General features: G+C 66.5%; 12 protein-coding genes. 9 read left to right on the forward strand and 3 right to left on the reverse strand.

Annotation, left to right across the window (positions count from 1 at the left end):
- Window positions 1–2 precede the first annotated feature (2 nt).
- From AC1DNE_RS12705 to AC1DNE_RS12720, 4 genes are all read left to right on the forward strand, one after another.
- Window positions 3–1,817, forward strand: coding sequence for a type I secretion system permease/ATPase (locus tag AC1DNE_RS12705; RefSeq protein WP_476766001.1), 1,815 nt, complete (start codon window positions 3–5; stop codon window positions 1,815–1,817).
- Entirely contained in the window at window positions 1,814–4,015 is a 2,202-nt protein-coding gene (locus AC1DNE_RS12710) for a calcium-binding protein (protein ID WP_476766002.1), read from the forward strand. Before AC1DNE_RS12705 ends, AC1DNE_RS12710 begins: the two co-directional genes overlap by 4 nt.
- A gap of 45 nt (window positions 4,016–4,060) precedes the next feature.
- A complete protein-coding gene (locus AC1DNE_RS12715) occupies window positions 4,061–5,407 on the forward strand; it encodes an HlyD family type I secretion periplasmic adaptor subunit (protein WP_476841079.1) in 1,347 nt (448 codons plus the stop codon).
- A gap of 208 nt (window positions 5,408–5,615) precedes the next feature.
- On the forward strand, window positions 5,616–6,041 hold the full coding sequence (locus tag AC1DNE_RS12720) for a DUF1488 family protein (RefSeq protein WP_476766004.1): 426 nt from the start codon (window positions 5,616–5,618) through the stop codon (window positions 6,039–6,041).
- Window positions 6,042–6,175: 134 nt separating this feature from the next.
- Here the strand turns inward: AC1DNE_RS12720 and AC1DNE_RS12725 are convergent, their stop codons facing one another.
- Complete coding sequence (locus AC1DNE_RS12725; RefSeq protein WP_441470328.1) at window positions 6,176–6,364, reverse strand: hypothetical protein; 189 nt, start codon at window positions 6,362–6,364, stop codon at window positions 6,176–6,178.
- Window positions 6,365–6,461: 97 nt separating this feature from the next.
- Here AC1DNE_RS12725 and AC1DNE_RS12730 point away from each other — a divergent pair, with 97 nt between their 5' ends.
- The 5 genes from AC1DNE_RS12730 (at window position 6,462) to AC1DNE_RS12750 (ending at window position 15,611) form a co-directional block, all read left to right on the forward strand.
- A complete protein-coding gene (locus AC1DNE_RS12730) occupies window positions 6,462–9,902 on the forward strand; it encodes an autotransporter outer membrane beta-barrel domain-containing protein (protein ID WP_476766005.1) in 3,441 nt (1,146 codons plus the stop codon).
- A gap of 234 nt (window positions 9,903–10,136) precedes the next feature.
- Window positions 10,137–11,180 (forward strand): non-homologous end-joining DNA ligase, encoded by a 1,044-nt coding sequence (gene ligD / locus AC1DNE_RS12735; protein WP_441470326.1) that lies wholly within the window; start codon window positions 10,137–10,139, stop codon window positions 11,178–11,180.
- 298 nt (window positions 11,181–11,478) lie between these two features.
- On the forward strand, window positions 11,479–13,029 hold the full coding sequence (locus AC1DNE_RS12740; protein WP_476841080.1) for an acyltransferase family protein: 1,551 nt from the start codon (window positions 11,479–11,481) through the stop codon (window positions 13,027–13,029).
- 522 nt (window positions 13,030–13,551) lie between these two features.
- A complete protein-coding gene (locus tag AC1DNE_RS12745; RefSeq protein WP_476766008.1) occupies window positions 13,552–14,220 on the forward strand; it encodes a response regulator in 669 nt (222 codons plus the stop codon).
- Window positions 14,217–15,611, forward strand: a complete 1,395-nt coding sequence (locus AC1DNE_RS12750) for a sensor histidine kinase (RefSeq protein WP_476766009.1) — start codon at window positions 14,217–14,219, stop codon at window positions 15,609–15,611. The genes AC1DNE_RS12745 and AC1DNE_RS12750 overlap by 4 nt, the downstream gene beginning before the upstream one ends.
- 4 nt (window positions 15,612–15,615) lie before the next feature.
- Here the strand turns inward: AC1DNE_RS12750 and AC1DNE_RS12755 are convergent, their stop codons facing one another.
- On the reverse strand, window positions 15,616–16,491 hold the full coding sequence (locus AC1DNE_RS12755) for an ABC transporter permease (RefSeq protein WP_441470322.1): 876 nt from the start codon (window positions 16,489–16,491) through the stop codon (window positions 15,616–15,618).
- 11 nt (window positions 16,492–16,502) lie between these two features.
- Window positions 16,503–17,327: an ABC transporter ATP-binding protein gene (locus AC1DNE_RS12760; protein WP_441470321.1), complete on the reverse strand. Its 825-nt coding sequence runs from the start codon at window positions 17,325–17,327 to the stop codon at window positions 16,503–16,505.
- Between the last annotated feature and the right edge of the window lie 13 nt (window positions 17,328–17,340).

A 17,340-nucleotide genomic window follows, 5' to 3' on the forward strand; every position in this document is an offset into this window, starting at 1 on the left:
GAATGGCACCGTCCAAGACGCTCTCCTCCGCTCGCAAGCGCGACGCCGCCCGGCTGACGCGCGGGCTGCGCAGCATCGCGCTCTTTCTCTTTGCCGTCTCCGGCCTCATCAACGTGCTGGCGCTGACCGGCTCCTTCTACATGATGCAGGTCTACGACCGGGCGCTCACCAGCGGCAGCCTCCAGACGCTGGCGGCGCTCTCGGCGCTCGCCATCGGCCTCTACCTCTTCCAGGGCTGCTTCGACGTCATCCGCTCGCAGGTGCTGGTGCGTGTCGGTGCGCGCTTCGACAAGGAGATCGCGCCGATTGCGCATCGCGTCACCATCGACATGCCGCGCTTCGGCTTCTCGACAGCCGAGGCGATGGAGCGGGGCCGCGACGTCGACACGGTCCGCAGTTTCCTGGGCGGGCAGGGGCCCGGCGCGCTGTTCGACCTACCCTGGATCCCGCTCTATCTGGCCTTCGTCTACTTCCTGCACCCCTGGCTGGGCGGACTGACGCTGGCTGGCGCCCTCGTGCTGACTCTGCTGACGCTGCTCAGCGAGGTGATGACCCGCCGCATCAACAACGAGACCCGGCAAGCGGCGGTCGCGCGCGGTGCCATCGCCGACAGCAACGCCCGCAATGCCGAGGTTCTCAAGGCGATGGGCTTCGCGCCGCGCGCTGTCGAGCGCTTCGACGAGGTCAACCGCGAGCACCTGCTGCTCCAGACCCGCTCCAGCGATCTCGGCGGCACCTTCGGCGCGATCTCGCGCGTGCTGCGCATGGTCCTGCAATCGGCGACCCTGGGGCTCGGCGCCTACCTGACGATCAAGGGCGAGCTCTCCGCCGGTGCGATCATCGCGGCTTCCGTCGCCTCCGCCCGGGCGCTCGCGCCGGTCGATCAGGCGATCGCCAACTGGAAGCCTTTCGTCGCCGCCCGCATGGCTTTCCAGCGCCTGCGCGAGACCATGACGGCGCTGAGCAAGGCCGTCGAGCCGATGGAACTGCCGGCGCCGCGCCATGCGCTGAAGGTCGACAAGATCACGGTGGCGGCACCCGGCAGCGGCCAGGTGCTCCTGAGCGAGGCGAGCTTCGATATCCAGGCCGGCAGGGCTGTGGGCATCATTGGGCCGAGCGGTGGAGGCAAGACCACGTTGGTCCGGGCGATCACCGGCATCTGGCCGATCCTGCGCGGCGCGGTGCGCCTCGACGGCGCCGAGCTCGAGCAATGGCCGGAGGAAACGCTCGGCCGCCATCTCGGCTACCTGCCGCAGGAGGTCGCGCTCCTCGATGCCACCGTCGAGGAGAACATCTCGCGCCTGGCCGAGAACGCCGATCCGGCCGAGGTCGTCGCGGCGGCGATGGCCGCAGGCATTCACGAGATGATCCTGCGGCTGCCCCAGGGCTACAAGACCCAACTCGGCCCGCAGGGCTCTGCCCTGTCGGCTGGCCAGCGCCAGCGCATCGGCCTCGCCCGTGCGCTCTACGGCAATCCCTTCCTTGTCGTCATGGACGAACCCAATTCCAACCTCGACGGCGAGGGCGAGGCGGCGCTGACGGCCGCGATCGAGCAGGTTAAGGCGCGCGGCGGCATCGTCGTCATCGTCGCCCATCGCCCGAGCGCGCTCCAAGCCGTGGACGATGTCGGGCTGATCCAGGCCGGCAAGCTCGTCGCCTTCGGCCCGCGCGACAAGGTGCTCGCCCCGACCCAGCCGCGTGCTGCGGCCAGCGCTCCGGCGCCGGCCCAGGCTGGCAGCGAGCGCGCCGTTTCCATGCCGCGAGCGGTCGGGTTCGGCGAGCATCCGGGGGCCCTTCACGGCCGGGTGCCGGCATGATCACGATCAAGACCAAGAAGGCGACGGAGCCTCAGGCTCCCGACGCGGCACAGATCTATCGCAAGGCGCAGGCCGAATCCGCGCCCGCGCCGCGCTGGCCCGGCGTGCTCGCGCTCGCCATCACCGCGGTCGCGATCTATCTCAAGAGCCTGTTCCCCGGCCAGGCGAAAACTGACGCGGCGGCGCCCCCCGCCACGAAGGAAAATGTCCAGCCGGCGGAAGCCCCGCGCAAGCCGTCCCTGGCCGAAGGCGAGGAACCGTCGCCGGCCTCGGGCGAGGAGGTCGACGAGACTGGTTCGCTGGGCAAGGAGCCGGCCGATGCCGAGGCGATAGGCTCGGGTGGGCTTGGCCTCACCGTACCGGGCCTGCCGGACTTCCTCAACATCGACTCGCGGCTGATCGATTACAGCCAGCTGCCGCTGCCGCGCTATCCCTCGCCGATCCTCGAGTTCGGCGTCGGCTTCATGGCGAACAACGACAATGGCTGGCGCAGTTTCACCCTGAGTGCCATCGATGGTGGCGGCTCCGGGGCGCGGGGTGGCGGCACTTCGGCGCGGCAGGCTGAAACGGATCACAGCGTCGACCCCGGCCCGGACACCCGTGGTCCGGGTCCAGGCTCGAACGCTGGCGGCGGGGGGGCGGACGAGGACGATGATGGCGGCGACCCGCCGGGGGAGGCGCGCAATCGCGCCCCGCGCGTCTCAGGCCCGGTCCAGTTGGCCGATATCGGCGGTTGCCAGACCTTGATGATTGCCAGCCTTGCCCTGCTCATGGGCGCGACCGACGCCGATGCCGACCCGCTCTCCGTCGTTGGGCTCAAGGCCTCCTATGGCCAGCTTACCGTCATCGAGGGTGGCTGGACGTTCAAGCCGCAGGCGGGCTGGTACGGCACGGTCACGCTGTCCTACTGGATCAGCGATGGTGAGGATTATGTGCGCCAGACGGCGACGCTGCGCGTGCTCGAATATCAGGAGATCGTTGGCACCCCCGGCGACGACCGGCTGCTCGGCAGCGAATGCGGAGACCGGATCACAGGCCTAGCCGGCAATGACATCGTCGACGCGCGCGGCGGAAACGACATCGTGGTGACCGGAGCCGGCAACGATCACATCGTCGGTGGCGCCGGGGACGATCAGATCGAGGCGGGAGCCGGCGAGGACATCGTCTTCGGCGGCGCGGGCAACGACATCATCCATGGCGGCGCCGGCAATGACAGCCTGCATGGCGGCGACGGCCACGACACGATCTATGGCGGCGCGGGCAATGACGTTATCACGGGGGGCGAGGGCGACGACATCATCGATGGCGGCGACGGCGACGATATGGTCGACGGCGGCTCCGGCGACAACATTGTCGATGCCGGCGACGGCGACGACACCGTCACGGCCGGTGACGGCAACAACATCGTGCTCGCCGGCAGCGGCAACGACCGCGTGACCCTCGGCGATGGCAACGACCTCGTCGATGCCGGTCCCGGCGACGATTGGGTCTCGGCCGGCGGTGGCAACGACCGCGTTTTCGGCGGAGAGGGCACCGATACCATCGCCGGCGGCGGCGGCGATGACGTTCTCGACGGCGGTGCGGGCTCCGACCGGGTGGAGGGTGGGGCGGGTGACGACTGGATCGTCGCTACAGCGGACGCCGACGCCGACTGCTACGACGGTGGAGAGGGGCAGGACACGCTCGATCTCTCCGCCACCAGGCAGGGCGTCACGGTCGATCTGAAGCGCGGCAAGGCCGTCGGCGTCGAGATCGGCGAGGATACGGTGATCGACTTCGAAACCATCCTCGGCGGCCGCGGCGACGATTGCCTGATCGTCGGAGAGAAGGCCGTCACGCTGAAGGGCGGCGAAGGCGACGACCGCTTCGTCTTCACGCGAGACGACGATGCCGAACGGACGCAGGATCTCGTCCACCAGATCCTCGATCTCGAGGCCGGGGACCGCATCGTCATCAAGCAGTATCAGCTCCGCTCGCGCCGCGACGACGATGATGACGATGACGACAGGGATCGCCGGGAGAACGACGACGGCTTCGGTCAGGCTTACGGCGACGACAGCGACAATCGCCCCTTCCGCTTCCGCATCGAGAAGATCGGCGAGGACGAGCGCACCTATGTCGACGTCTATGTCGAGCAGGAGGATGCGAAGGACTTCTCGATCGAGATCTATGGCAACCACAAGCTCTACTACGTCTGAGGCAAGAACCGGCCGCACCGAACGGCCGGCGAGGAGAAAATGCCGATGAACGCCCATAATCACGATTTCACGGCCGGCTTCGCGAAGGCCACGAACAAGAAGCGGGACAGCCGCCTGAGCTTCGGGCTGCGCGGCCATGTCGTCGCCGGCTCGGCGTTCGCCCTGCTGCTGGTGGTCGGCTGTGGCGGATGGGCCGCGAACGCAGCGCTGAACGGCGCCGTCGTCACGCAGGGGGCGGTCAAGATCGACCAGAACCTCAAGGAGGTGCAGCATCGCGATGGCGGCATCGTCCAGTCGATAGCAGTCCGCCAGGGCGACCATGTCGAGGAAGGGCAGGTTCTCTTCCGCCTCGACGACGTCCAGATCCGGGCCGAACTCTCAATCATCCGCTCGCAGCTCGCGGAGAATCTCGGCCGCAAGGCCAGGCTCGTCGCCGAGCGCGATAACCTGGCGAGCGTCACCTATCCGTCTGAGATCGCGAAGCTCTCGGACGAAGTCGGCCATATCCTCGAGGGTGAAAGCCGGCTGTTCGCCGGCAACAAGGCCAACCGCGACAGCCGCAAGGAGCAGCTGGAGATATCGATCGTCCAGTCGGGCGAGGAGATCCGCGGGCTGGAAGCGCGTCAGGTCGCCAAGATCGAAGAAATACGTCTCGTCGATCTCGAGCGCCACAAATACCTGAAACTCTTCGAAAAGGGCATCATCGACGGCGTCAAGGTCTTCAACATCAATCGCGAATGGGCCCGGCTGCTGGGTGAGCGCGGCGAGATCGACGCGACGCTCGCCCGCGCCAAGCTGCGCATCAGCGATGCGCGCCTGCAGATCATCGCGATCGACGAGACCGCCAGGACCGAGGCCCAGCGCGAGTTGCGCCAGGTCGAGGCCAGGATTTCCGAGTTGAACGACCGCCGTGTCGCCAACGAGGATAGGCTGGCCCGGATGGAGATCCGGGCGCCGATCGCGGGTACGGTCAACGAGTTGATGATCTTCACCGTCGGGGGCGTGATCACCCCGGCGGCGCGGCTTGCCACAGTCGTCCCGAAGGATTCGCGCCTGATGGTCGAAGTCCGTATCGGGCCGAACGATGTCGACCAGGTTCACGTCGGACAGACCGCGCGAATGCGCTTCTCGGCCTTCAGCCGCAACACCACGCCGGAGGTCGCCGGCAAGCTCACGCACCTCTCGCCGGCGACGACGAAGGATCCCGTGAGCGGGCAGAGCTTCTATATCGGCGAGGTCCAGATCGAGGAGGCCGCCATGTCCCTCGGCGACCGCCGCCTGCTGCCCGGCATGCCCGTCGAGGTCTTCATCTCAACCGAGGAACGCACGGCGCTGTCCTACCTGATCAAGCCGTTCATGGATCACGCGACGCGCATCTTCCGCGAACGGTGAAAGGGAGGCGCGCGTCCGCAATCGCAGGCGTGCGGGGAGGGCGGCTGCGGCTTCCCGCCCTTCTTCGTTGCTCCGCTTCCGTTTGTCCGGAAGATCGGCTCATTGGGCATCGTCATGCCCTACTTAGCGTGCTGGCCGAGGCTTTGGCATCCAGCGCCTCGGGCAGCAGTCGCCGATGTCACTGAAGTCGTGGTCTCGCCGATCGGACATGGCGGCCCTCCCCAACAATCCTGTCGCGCAATGGAACTCTGCCGTTCTGCCGGCATTGAACATTTTGAGCGTTCCGCGCGGCGTTCTGTCGGCAGCGCTTGCCATAGAGACTTTCCTCGCCCTCGAATTCACGGGGCAAACAGCCATGGCTTTCATTTTTGATGAGCACACCGAACCTGATCTCCAACATTGGAGGCAGAGCGTTCGGTTTTGCATGGTGGATGGCCGCGAGCGGGCGACCTGCCAGATCGGATACGCGACTTTGAACGAGCTTGAGCCGGATGCGATCGAGACAGGCCGGGATTGCCTGGACCGATTCCATCTGTATCGCGGGGTGATCGCGACTGCTGCTGCGCGCCTGCTTGCTGCCGGGGCGCACGGGGGCGGAACAGTCGTGCAGATCATGCGGGCGAACTTGGTCTGAGCGCGGAACGACGGCTTCGGCCGCCTCGCAGACAAGCCGGCGCCGGCTGTTGGCAGCAGCCCCCGAGGCCGAAATCGTCGCAAGCGTCGTCGAAGCCGCGCTCCTCCGGCCAGCACTCTTCATCCGGTCAGCAGTCACGTCCGCATCGGCTGCAGCACAGGTTCCCGCAGGCGTTGCACACTAGAGCAGCTTTCCTGCACGACGCTCGGCGTCGTCTGGCGTATCTCCGCCACCATCTCTTCGAAGATGCCGATCTGGAAATCAGCATCGGCGCGATCCGACTGAGGGGCGCGGCACGAGTGTGGGAAACGAGCAACGGCCATTGCGGCATTTCATTAATGGGCGATTTCGGGTGGTCGCGGACTGCCCAAAAAGCAATCATTGCCGGTCCGTTGCCTTTACCGATTCGAGACCGATTCCATGCCTGCGCCTCGTCAAACCCGCGCTATCGCCTTGAGCGCAGCCGCTTCCGTGCTGTTGGGAAGTGCCTCAATCCTAGCCGTAACGCTTGCGAGTAGCAGCGCGGCCAACGCCCAGTTTACCGGCGCGAACGGTGGCGACGGCGGAAATGCCGTTGGCGGCACGGGCGGTTCTGGTGGCACCGGCGGCCTAGCTGGCGATGGGAGTTTTGTCGGCGGCTCCGGCGGTGTGGGTGGCGTCAATAGCGGCGGCGGCGCCGGCGGCGGCCCGGCTGGTGGCGCAACCGGGCCAACCGGTTCCGGGACCGGCACTGGCGGCGGCCCGGATAGCGGCGGCGGCGGTGGCCGCAGCTCTGGCTTGGTCGGCGCAGGCGGCGGTGGCGGTGGCGGTGGGCGTGGCGCCACTGTGGCTTCGACACTGACCAACACATCGACAATCACCGGCGGCAGAGGTGGCAATGGCGGCAACGCAGCCGGCACCGGAAATTGGGCCGGCGGCGGCGGCGGCGGCGGCGGCGGCGCCGGCGCCGTGCTCGACGGCACCTCGATCGTCAACAGCGGCTCGATCAATGGCGGTACGGGCGGCAATGGGGGCGTCGGCGCGGGAAGCGGTTATCAAGCTAGTCTCGACGACGGCACCGGCGGCACGGGCGGCTCAGGCATTGTGGTCAACACGACGACGGGAGCAACTATTGAGAATTCGGGTTCGATCGCCGGCGGCAGCGGCGGCACCGGCAACGGACCTCAAGGTGCCGCGGGCGTGGGGATCAGCGGGCAAAACCTCACAATCGTGAACTCCGGCACAATTTCCGCTGGTTCAGGAAGCGGCAGCCTTGACGCGCTACGCTTTACCGGCGGAACGAACACTCTCACGCTGTCGAACGCGACATCCGGGCTCTCCGGAAACATTGCCGTCCAGGCTGGTTCCGTGACCTTCTCCCAGGCCACGGACGTCACGGTTTCAAACGTGATCGTGGGTGCGGGGGCTGTGGGCTTGACGGGGCCGGGCGTCCTGACGCTGACCGGCATGAACACCTATACCGGTGCCACGACCATCGCGTCGGGCAGCACATTCGCCCTCTCCGGCCAGGGGCGCATAAACACCTCCAGTGGCGTCGAGGTGAATGGCACGTTCGACGTTACCGCGGCGGCCTCCGCTCAGATCAAGGCTTTGACGGGCGCGTCGAGTGGCGAGGTTCAACTCGGCGCAGCCGGCGTGATCGTGAATAGCGCCTCCGGAACTTTCGCCGGCACGATCCATGGCGCCGGTGGTCTCCAGATTACCGGCGGAACGCAAACCCTCACGGGTGCCAGCGACTTTACCGGAGGTGCGGGCATTTCCGCTGGCGCAACGCTCCGCATCGGCGACGGTGGAGCTTCCGGTTCGATTACGAGCGATATCACCAATTACGGCACGCTCATTTTCAATCGCTCGAACGACTCTATCTATGCCGGGGTTGTGACRGGGCCGAACACGAGCGCGATTTCCGTTGCCGGCGGTGGCCGGTTGATCCTGACTGGAACGAGCAGTTCGCGGGCTCCTGTCACCATTGATGCGGGCACCACGCTTCAGCTTGGCAACGGCGGCACTTCGGGCTGGCTCGGCGGCACAGGTTCATATGTCGGTGCGATCAACAATAACGGCGCGCTGGTCTATAACCGCTCGAACAGCGTTTCATATGCCGGCATCATTTCCGGCAGCGGGCGCGTCGAGCAGGCAGGGCCGGGTGTCCTGACTTTGACGGGGAACCATACTTACACTGGCGAAACGTCGATCACCGGCGGCACTCTTGTTGTCAACGGCTCGATCGCTTCCTCGTCCGGCCTCACAATTGCGCCGGGTGCCCGTCTCAGCGGCACCGGCCAGGTTCCCGGCGTTGTGATCACCGGCACGCTGGCCCCGGGCAACTCGCCGGGCACGATGACAGTCAATGGCAACCTGACGCTCGGCTCAGGCTCTGTCTACGAGGCCGAGGTGCAGGGCGCGGTCTCGGACCGGGTCAACGTCACCGGCACGGCCGCGCTCGCCGGCACGCTCAAGATCATTCCGCTCGGCGGCGCCTACAGCTTCAACAGCCCGTACACGCTGCTCTCGGCCCAGAGCGGGCGTAGCGGCACCTTCAACCCGGTCGAGACCAACGGCTCCTTCGGCGATGGCGTCACCACGGCGGTGAACTACACCGCGACCGACGTGCAGCTCACCCTGACCCCGAAGCCGCTGGCCCCGATCGTCGTGGGCCCGACGACACCCACACCCGGCGCGCCCCGCCTCGGCGTCGTCGCACCGTCCAACGCCTATGCGGTGGCGTCGGCGATCGACGGGGCGGTCGCGGCCGGGGGCAACCCGTCATCGCTGTTCGGCATCTACAACCTGCCGGCGGCGGCGATCCCCGCCGCGGTCAACCAGCTCTCCGGCGAGATCCACACCGCCGCGCCGGCGATGGCGAATGCTGCGGCCGATCAGTTCCTGCGCGCCATGCTCGATCCAATGGCGGCAGGCCGGCTTGGCACCGGCGCGGCTGGGCCGGGGGCGGCCGCCTTCTCCGGGCTGGTGCGCAAGGGCACCGATCAGCCGCCCGCGCCGGCGCGGCTCGATGCGCCCAACTATTCGGTCTGGGGCTCGGCCTTCGGCTCCTATGGCCGCACCGATGGAAACGCTGCGGTCGGGTCGGCCCGGCGCACGATCGACGACGCCCATCTCGCTACCGGCATCGACGTGCGGCTGATGCCGGGCACGGTCGCCGGCCTTGCGATGGCAGGCGGCAAGGCGCGTGCCTCACTGCCAGGTTTGCTCGGCAAGATCGACGCCGACGTGTTCCAGGCCGGCCTCTACGGAGTGACGCAGCTCGGCCCGGTGAAGCTTGGTGCCGCAGCAGGCTATGCCCGGCTCGACAACGACGTCAGCCGCGGCATCCCGGCGCTGGGCTCGAGCCTGTCCTCATCCTACGAGACCACGGCCTGGAGCGGACGCCTGCAGGCGAGCGTGGCGGCGTTCGCCTGGAACGGATTGAGCTTCTCGCCGCTTGCCGCGGTCCAGGCGACGCGGACACACAATCCGGCCGTAACGGAGGCGAACTGGGCCGGTGCCAGCGCCGGCGCGCTCGCCCTGGCCACGCGTAGCGAGACGACCTCGCGCAGCGAACTCGGCGTGCAACTCGACGCTGACAGCGTCTTCGCCGGGGTTCCCGTCACCGGCTATGTCCGGGCGGCCTGGGCGCATTACTTCCAGCGCGATGCTGAGCTGACCGCAAGCTTCGTCGGTCTCCCCGGTGCGGCCTTCACGGCCACCGGCGCCAAAGCTGACCGCAACAGCGCGCTGCTTGCCGCCGGCATCAGCGCCAGGCTCAGCGAGCGCGTCACGCTTGGCCTCAACCTCGACGGCGAACTTGCGTCCAACAGAAGCCGCATCGGTGGATCGGCGCAGCTCAGGGTCAGCTTCTAGCGTCGGCGCACGCCCCCATGGCCCCGTCAGCTCTGGCTGGCGGGGCTTTTTTGTTGGGCGAATGGTAGGACGATTTCGCCTGCGCAGTTCGGAAATTGCGCCGATAGCTGGGCATTTCGCATCTCACGCAACACCCTGGTGAGGGATTTTACCGGGTCGATCGAGGCGCGGTTCCATGGTGGAACGATTCGATCCGTCGCTCGTTTTCTACTCGTTCGTTGCGGAGTTGCGTCCATGTGTGCGCGGCGAGTTCTCAGGGCCGGGCTGGGCGGGCATACGCTTCAGGGGCCGCTCACCCGGCGGCGGAAGTTAGAGCGTCTCTTTACCGATCCAATGCCGCAGCGCGTCGAGCCATGCCTCGCCTTATTGAGCAGCAAGGCGCCGAACGGCCGTGATTGGTCTTATGAGATCAAATGGGATGGTTATCGCGTCGCTCTCCACATTGAGCCTGGCGAGCGGGTTCGGATCATCACACGCGGTGGGCATGACTGGACGTCACGCTTTCCCGTCATTGCGCACGACGCCCTCGAACTTGGTGTCGACAGCGCAATTCTGGATGGGGAGGCAGTCGTCGTCGACGAACGCGGCGCCCCGGACTTCGGAGCATTGCAGAAGGCTTTAGGCGGTTTCGGCGGGACGCGGATCGTTACCCAGGCGATCTTCTATGCGTTCGACCTGCTCTATCTGAACGGCCATGATGTCCGCGCGCTCGGCTGCGAGGAGCGAAGAGGCATTCTCGAGGACATCCTGGGAGACTCCCCGCACAATTCCATCCACCTGAGCGAGGACATCAACGCGGATGGGCCGGCATTCTTGCGGATGGCCTGCGAGATGGGGCTGGAGGGCATTATTGCGAAGCGCCGATCCGCCCCCTACCGATCCGGGCGAGGTGGGGAATGGCTCAAGATCAAGTGCGTCCAGTCCGAGAGCTTCATCATCATTGGCTATGAGGCCTCCACCGAGGCGTTGGGCGGTGTCGGTCGCATTCTGGTTGCCGCTCGGGAGGGCAGCCAGCTCGTCTATGTCGGAAGTGCCGGCACTGGTTTCACCGATGCGAGCGCGATAGCGCTGCGGAAACAGATGGATCGGATCATTACTGAAAAGCCCGCGGTCAACATGACAGGTCGAAGTAAGGCTTATCGCTGGGTCAAGCCAGAGCTGGTCGCAGAGATCGAATTCCGTGCCTGGACAGATGATGGCAAGCTGCGCCACGCATCGTTCAAGGGGCTGCGCGAGAGCGCCGATGAGACCGAAATCTATGAGCTGCTGAAGACATAGCCTATTCGGCTCCGGGGATGCTTGGCGCTCCTTTTGGCAGGAGGGCGGCGGCCTTGCCCGCCACGCGGCGCCTTCAGATCCGGCTTCCTGGTAACGGTCGATCGCATCGGTGATCGCCGCTGGCTCGCGCTCCTCGTCCCGACTTTCGCCCTTCGAAGGCGGCTTTTCAGTGGAGTTGGGTCTTGATTGATCTTGGAAAGTAAAAATGAGACTTTCCAGAGATGCCGGATTCCCGTTAGACAGGAAATGATGGGATCGAGCCGCTCGCAGAAGGTGGCCGCGTCGGGGGAGCGGCATTTTGACCGATCTGGCTGACCGCTATGGCAATCCTCTGGAACCAGCCAGGGCTCCGGATACGATCGCCGGGGCTGCCGCGAGCAAGGTCGACCGGCGCAACCTCTATCTGCACTATCTGAGAGGCCTCGCCGCCCTCTTCGTGGTGCTCTACCACTGCTCCGAATACCTGTCGGCCTACCGGGGAGACGATCGCTTTCTGTCGATATTCTCCGGCTTCTTCGGAGCATTCGGTGTCGCGATCTTCTTCGCGATCTCCGGATACCTGATCGCCGAGGTCCTGCGACGGGACGATCCGGCGCGCTTCGTCATGAGCCGCGTCGCACGGATCTATCCGCTGATGCTGCTCATGGTCGGGCTCTTCGCCCTGGCCCTGCTGCTGCTCGGCGCGCCGCGCGGCATCAACCTGATTTCCCTCTCGCTCGCGCCCTCCGGGCCGCGCGGCTATTTCCTCGGCGTCGAATGGACGCTGCTCTACGAGATGTCCTATTACATCGGCCTCGGCCTGCTCGGCTTCGTCGGGCTCGCCGCGCTCCGGACGCGCATCGTCATCGCCTGGCTCGGCCTTCTCTGCTTTGCCTACAGCCTGGGCGGAGGGGAGCACGTCGAGGGCATGCCCATCCTGAGCACGATCCCGCTCAGCGTCGTGACGTTCCCGTTCCTGCTTGGATACCTGGCCTCCGAGGCGCGGACGCGTGGTTGGCTGCATCCGCTGCTCGCGTGCCTCGCCCTGCCACTCGCGGTAGCGAGCATCCTGTCGCAGGAGGCGCATTTCCGGCTGCTTATCGGGGTCTCCGCAAGCTTTCTCGTTGCCGGGCTGATCTGTGCGCCGGCGCTCGGAGGCCGGGGCTGGCTCGGCCGCGCGGGTGCGCGGCTGGGCGATGCAAGCTACGCGCTCTATCTCTGCCATGTGCCGGTGATCACGATCCTCGGTGCGCTGCTCGGCGCTGCCGCGCCGACGCCCCTCGTGTGGGTCTCTTGGCTGGTAGGCTCGATCGGCGTCGCCCTGCTGCTCGGCCCGCTCGACGTCGCACTGTATCGCCGGCTGAAGCGCGCGATCGATGCTGAGCGCCCGGCGCGGCTGCGGGCGGCTGCTCTCGCCTTCATCGCCGCCTTCCTGGCGATCGCCTTCGTCACCGGACGCGAGACGCGCCAGGCCGAGACCCAGCTGGAACAGGCTCGCCGCATCCTGATGGCACCGACGCAGTCGGAGGCAGAGGCTGTCCGGGCGGATGTGGATCAGGTCGAGCGCCTGCCCAAGGGCACCTGGGTGATCCGCGGCTACGCCATCGATCTCGCCGCGCCGGATCTCGTCGCGCATTTCGCGATCCGCCAGAACGGCAACATCCTCGGGATCGTCGGCACCCGCCGCGTACGGCCGGACATGGCGACGATATTCGAAAGGCCCGATCTGAAGGGCAAGCGGTTCGGCTTCATGCTGCTGCTCGACGGCATCGACTGCCCGAAGGGGCCACTGGAAGGCGTCATCGCTATCGAGGACGGGCGTGCCGTCAAGCTTCCGGCCGATCGCCTGTCGGCGCTCTGCCTGCAATAGAGCACTCGCTCATCCCCGGACCCAGGGCAAGATCGAGCGCTGGCGCCAGACGCTCTGGAACCGCACCCTGCTGGAGAACGACTTCCCGGGCGGTACTGCCCGGGAAGTCGTTCTCGCCCTGTTCGGGCTTTTCGGAAACAGGGTTCACGTTTTGGGAAGCGTCCCGCCCGATGTTCCGGGTTGACAGTTCCAGGCGAGAGCACATCGCGAAGACGCTCGCGCAACCGGCGCCTGCGTCTTCGGACTGCTCGAAAAACGGTGCGCGCCTGGACCGGCTCCGCAGGATAGGTCGATCAGAAATCGCTGGCTTGCGGAGGTCGAACGCGAGAGCTGCTGTGCCCGCTCCGCAATGAAGCGGTGCGCTCGGGAGCGCGTTCTGCCTTAGAGCGGTTCTGCCAACACGTCGAGCTTTGTGGACAGGGCGGAAAGCCGCTACGGATACGGATATTCGCCCCCTCTGCCTCTTTCGTGATCCTGTTCGATTCTGCCTTTCGATAATCTCAGGGCTCGGTACTCAACTGCATGCGGATCTTGCTGATCGAGGATAATCGCGAACTTGCAGACTGGCTGTCGCGGTTGCTGCAGAGGAGCCGCTATGTCGTCGACTGCGCCCATGACGGCATCGACGCGGATGCCGCCCTGGCCACGCAGGACTATGACCTGATCATTCTCGACATCGGTTTGCCGCAGATGAGCGGGCTGGAATTGCTGCGTCGCTTTCGCCAGCGGCGTGGCGTGACGCCCGTGATCATCCTGACGGCCAACGACGCCGTCTCCAGCCGCGTTGCCGGGCTGGACGCAGGCGCCGACGACTATCTGGTCAAGCCCTTCGAGCCCGACGAACTCGAAGCCCGCATCCGCGCCCAGCTGCGGCGCAGGCAGGACAGCCGCACGGCCCAGGTCAGCTTCGGGGCGCTGATGCTGGAGACGGATGCGCGGCGGTTCACGCTGGACGGCGTCCAGCTCGATCTGACGGCGCGGGAGTTCAGCGTGCTCGAGGCGTTGATCCTGGCGGGCGGGCGCGTCGTGCCCAAGGCCAAGCTGACGGGCACCGTCTTCAGCTTCGACGACGATGCGACCGACAATGCGCTGGAGATCTACGTCCATCGCGTCCGCAAGAAGCTCGGCGGAAGCAGCGTCTCGATCGGCACGCTGCGCGGCCTCGGCTATGCGCTGAGGCTTGCGGGGTGAGCAGAAGCCTGCGCGCCGAATTGCTGGGCTGGCTGCTGCTGCCGCTGGTGGCGGTCGTCGCCTTCAACGGCTGGACCTCGCACCGGGATGCCATGCGGACGGCCGATCTGATCACAGACCGCACGCTGCTCGCCTCGGCCCGTGTCATCGCCGAACAGGTCAAGGAGACCGACGGCCGCGTCGAGGCGCTGATTCCGCCTTCGGCACTCGAGATGTTCGCCTCGCCCGACCGCGACAAGGTGATCTATCGGGTGCTTTCGCCTTCAGGCGAGCTCATCGCCGGCTTTCCAGACGTGGTCGCGCCGCCAGCACCACCGCGCGGACTGGAGCCCGCCTATTACGAGGGTACGTTCCGCACCGAGGCCATGCGCGCCGTCGCTCTCGCTCAGCCGGTCATCTCGAAGGTGGACGGCGGCAATGCGCTGGTGATCGTCGCAACCACGCTCCATGGCCGCGACCGGCTCGTCGACGAGATCTGGCTGACCTCGCTGCGGGACCAGCTCCTCCTCGTCGGTATGGCCGCGCTGTTGACGCTGTTCGGACTGCGGCGCGGCCTCGCGCCGCTGCTGCGCTTGCGCAACGAGCTGCGCAGCCGCAGCCCGGAATCGTTGCAGGCACTGGATCGCGACGGCGTGCAAAGCGAGCTCAGGCCGATGATCGACGCGCTCAACCATGCTCTCGAGCGCGTGCAGGCCTACATCGCCCTGCAGCGGCGCTTCGTCGCCGACGCATCGCACCAGCTCAGGACGCCGCTTGCAGTGCTGAAGACGCAGATCGCGATGGCCCGTCGCGACGACGACCCGCAGTTGCGACAGGAAGCGCTTGCCGCGATCGACGGTGGTGTCGATGCGATGGGCCGGCTGGTGAACCAGCTTCTGACCCTGGCGCGGGCGGAGCCCGGCGGCGCGGCCTTGCGCAAGGAGGAGCTAGATTTCGGCGAGATTGCGCGTTCAGCCACCGAGGGGCTGGCCGGCATCGCCTTCGACCGTGCGATCGACCTCTCCTATGATGCTGCCGAGGAGCCGCTGCCCGTTATCGGCCATGTCACGCTGCTGCGTGCGCTCGTCGTCAATCTGGTCGAGAACGCCCTGCGCCACATTCCGCAGGGCGGTGCGGTCGCGGTGAAGCTGGAGCGGGCGGGGGCAGCCATCCTGCTGGTCGTCGAGGACAACGGCCCCGGGATTCCGGCGGAGGATCGCGATCGGGTGTTGGAGCGCTTCCACCGCCTCGCTCCTTCGACCGTCGAGGGCACCGGGCTCGGGCTTGCGATCGTCAGGGAGATCGTCGCCGCTCATCACGGCACGATCCTGCTCACGCAGACGCAGCCCCCGCCGGGGCTGCGTGTCGAGGTCAGGTTGCCGGCGGCTCCCGGAGAAGCGCCGCCGGCATGAGACTTCAGTACTGGTCCTGCAAGGGCGCCGGGCGCCAGGTCGCGAGCCGGCCCTCGACCCAGGTCATGAGATACTCGGCGGCGAGCGCCACGATCATGATCACCACGATCGCCGCATACATGCCGGCCGAGTCGAAGGTGCCCTTGGCGATGTTGATCAGCAGGCCGATGCCGTGGCGCGAGCCGACGAACTCGCCGACGATGGCGCCGATGATGGCAAAGCCGAAGCTCACATGCAGCGAGGCGAAGATCCAGCTCATCGCCGAAGGGATCACCACTGCGCGGGTGAGCTGCCAGCCGCGAGCGCCGAGAATCTGCGCGTTGGCCATGAGATTCCGGTCAGCCTCGCGCACGCCCTGGAAGGCGTTGGCGAAGACGACGAAGAAGACCATGATGAAGGCGAGCGCCACCTTCGAGCCGATGCCGAGCCCGAAGATCATGATGAAGATCGGCGCCAGCACGACGCGAGGAATCGAATTGAACACCTTGATGTAGATCGAGAAGATGTCCGCGAGCATCTGATTGCGGCCGAGCGCGATGCCGACGACGATGCCAGCGATTGACCCAAGCGCGAAGCCAAGCAACGCCTCTTCCATCGTCACATAGAGGTGCAGCCAAAGCGATCCTTCGGAGGTGCCTTCGACCGTCCATTCGACGAGTCGACTCCAGATCGCGCTCGGGCTGGAGAAAAAGAACTCGTCGATGACACCGGTACGGGATCCGAGTTCCCAGCCGCCGAGAATGGCGAGCAGAATCGCCCAACGCCAAAACAGCACCTTGTGACGACGGTGGCGGGCCGCCTTGGCCGCGGCGGCCTCGATTTCGGCGTCGGATGTTCCCGGGCGGAATGCGGTGGAGGTCGTGAGAACTGCATCGGTCATGGCCGCTCTCCTCAAGCTGCGCGGGCTTCGTCGCGGGCGGCGCCACGCTCGACCTCGGCGCGCAGATCGTCCCAGATCCGGCGGGACAGCGCGATGAAGTCGTCCTGGTAGCGGATCTCGCTGACAACGCGCGGGCGCGGCAGCTCGACCGGATAGACCGCCTTCACCGTGCCGGGACCGGAGGTCAGCACAACGACCTTGTCGGCGAGTGCGATGGCCTCCTCGAGGTCATGGGTGACGAAGATCACCGAGGCCCTGGCTTCCGACCAGAGGTTGAGCAACACCTCGTGCATGACGACGCGCGTCTGGACGTCGAGAGCAGAGAACGGCTCATCCATCAGCAGAACCTGCGGCTCGTTGATGAAGGTCTGCGCCAGCGAGACGCGCTTTCTCATGCCGCCGGAGAGCTGGTGCGGGTACTTGGTCTCGTGGCCACTCAGATGCACGCGGGCGAGCCATTCGCGCGCCTTGGCATAGGCTTCGTCGCGCGGCTTGCCGCGGAACAGCGGGCCGGCGACGACATTGTCGATGACACTGCGCCAGGGGAACAGCGCATCCGTCTGGAAGGCGAAGCCGATGCGCGGGTCGATATCGGTGACAGGCTGGCCGAAGAGCCGAACCTCGCCGCTCGACGGTCGCGCCAGGCCAGTGACGAGGTTGAGCGTCGTCGACTTGCCGCAGCCCGTCGGGCCGACGACGGCGACAAACTCGCCGCGCGCCACGCTCATGTTGAAGTCCCTGATCGCGGTCATCGACTTGCCGTCCGGCGTGATGAAGCGGCGCGAGACGTTGATCAGTTCGACGACCGGGCTGCCGGCCGTGTCGGTTACGGACATAAGGCCTCCTTCG

The organism is Allobosea sp. 05L423 (assembly GCF_056397745.1).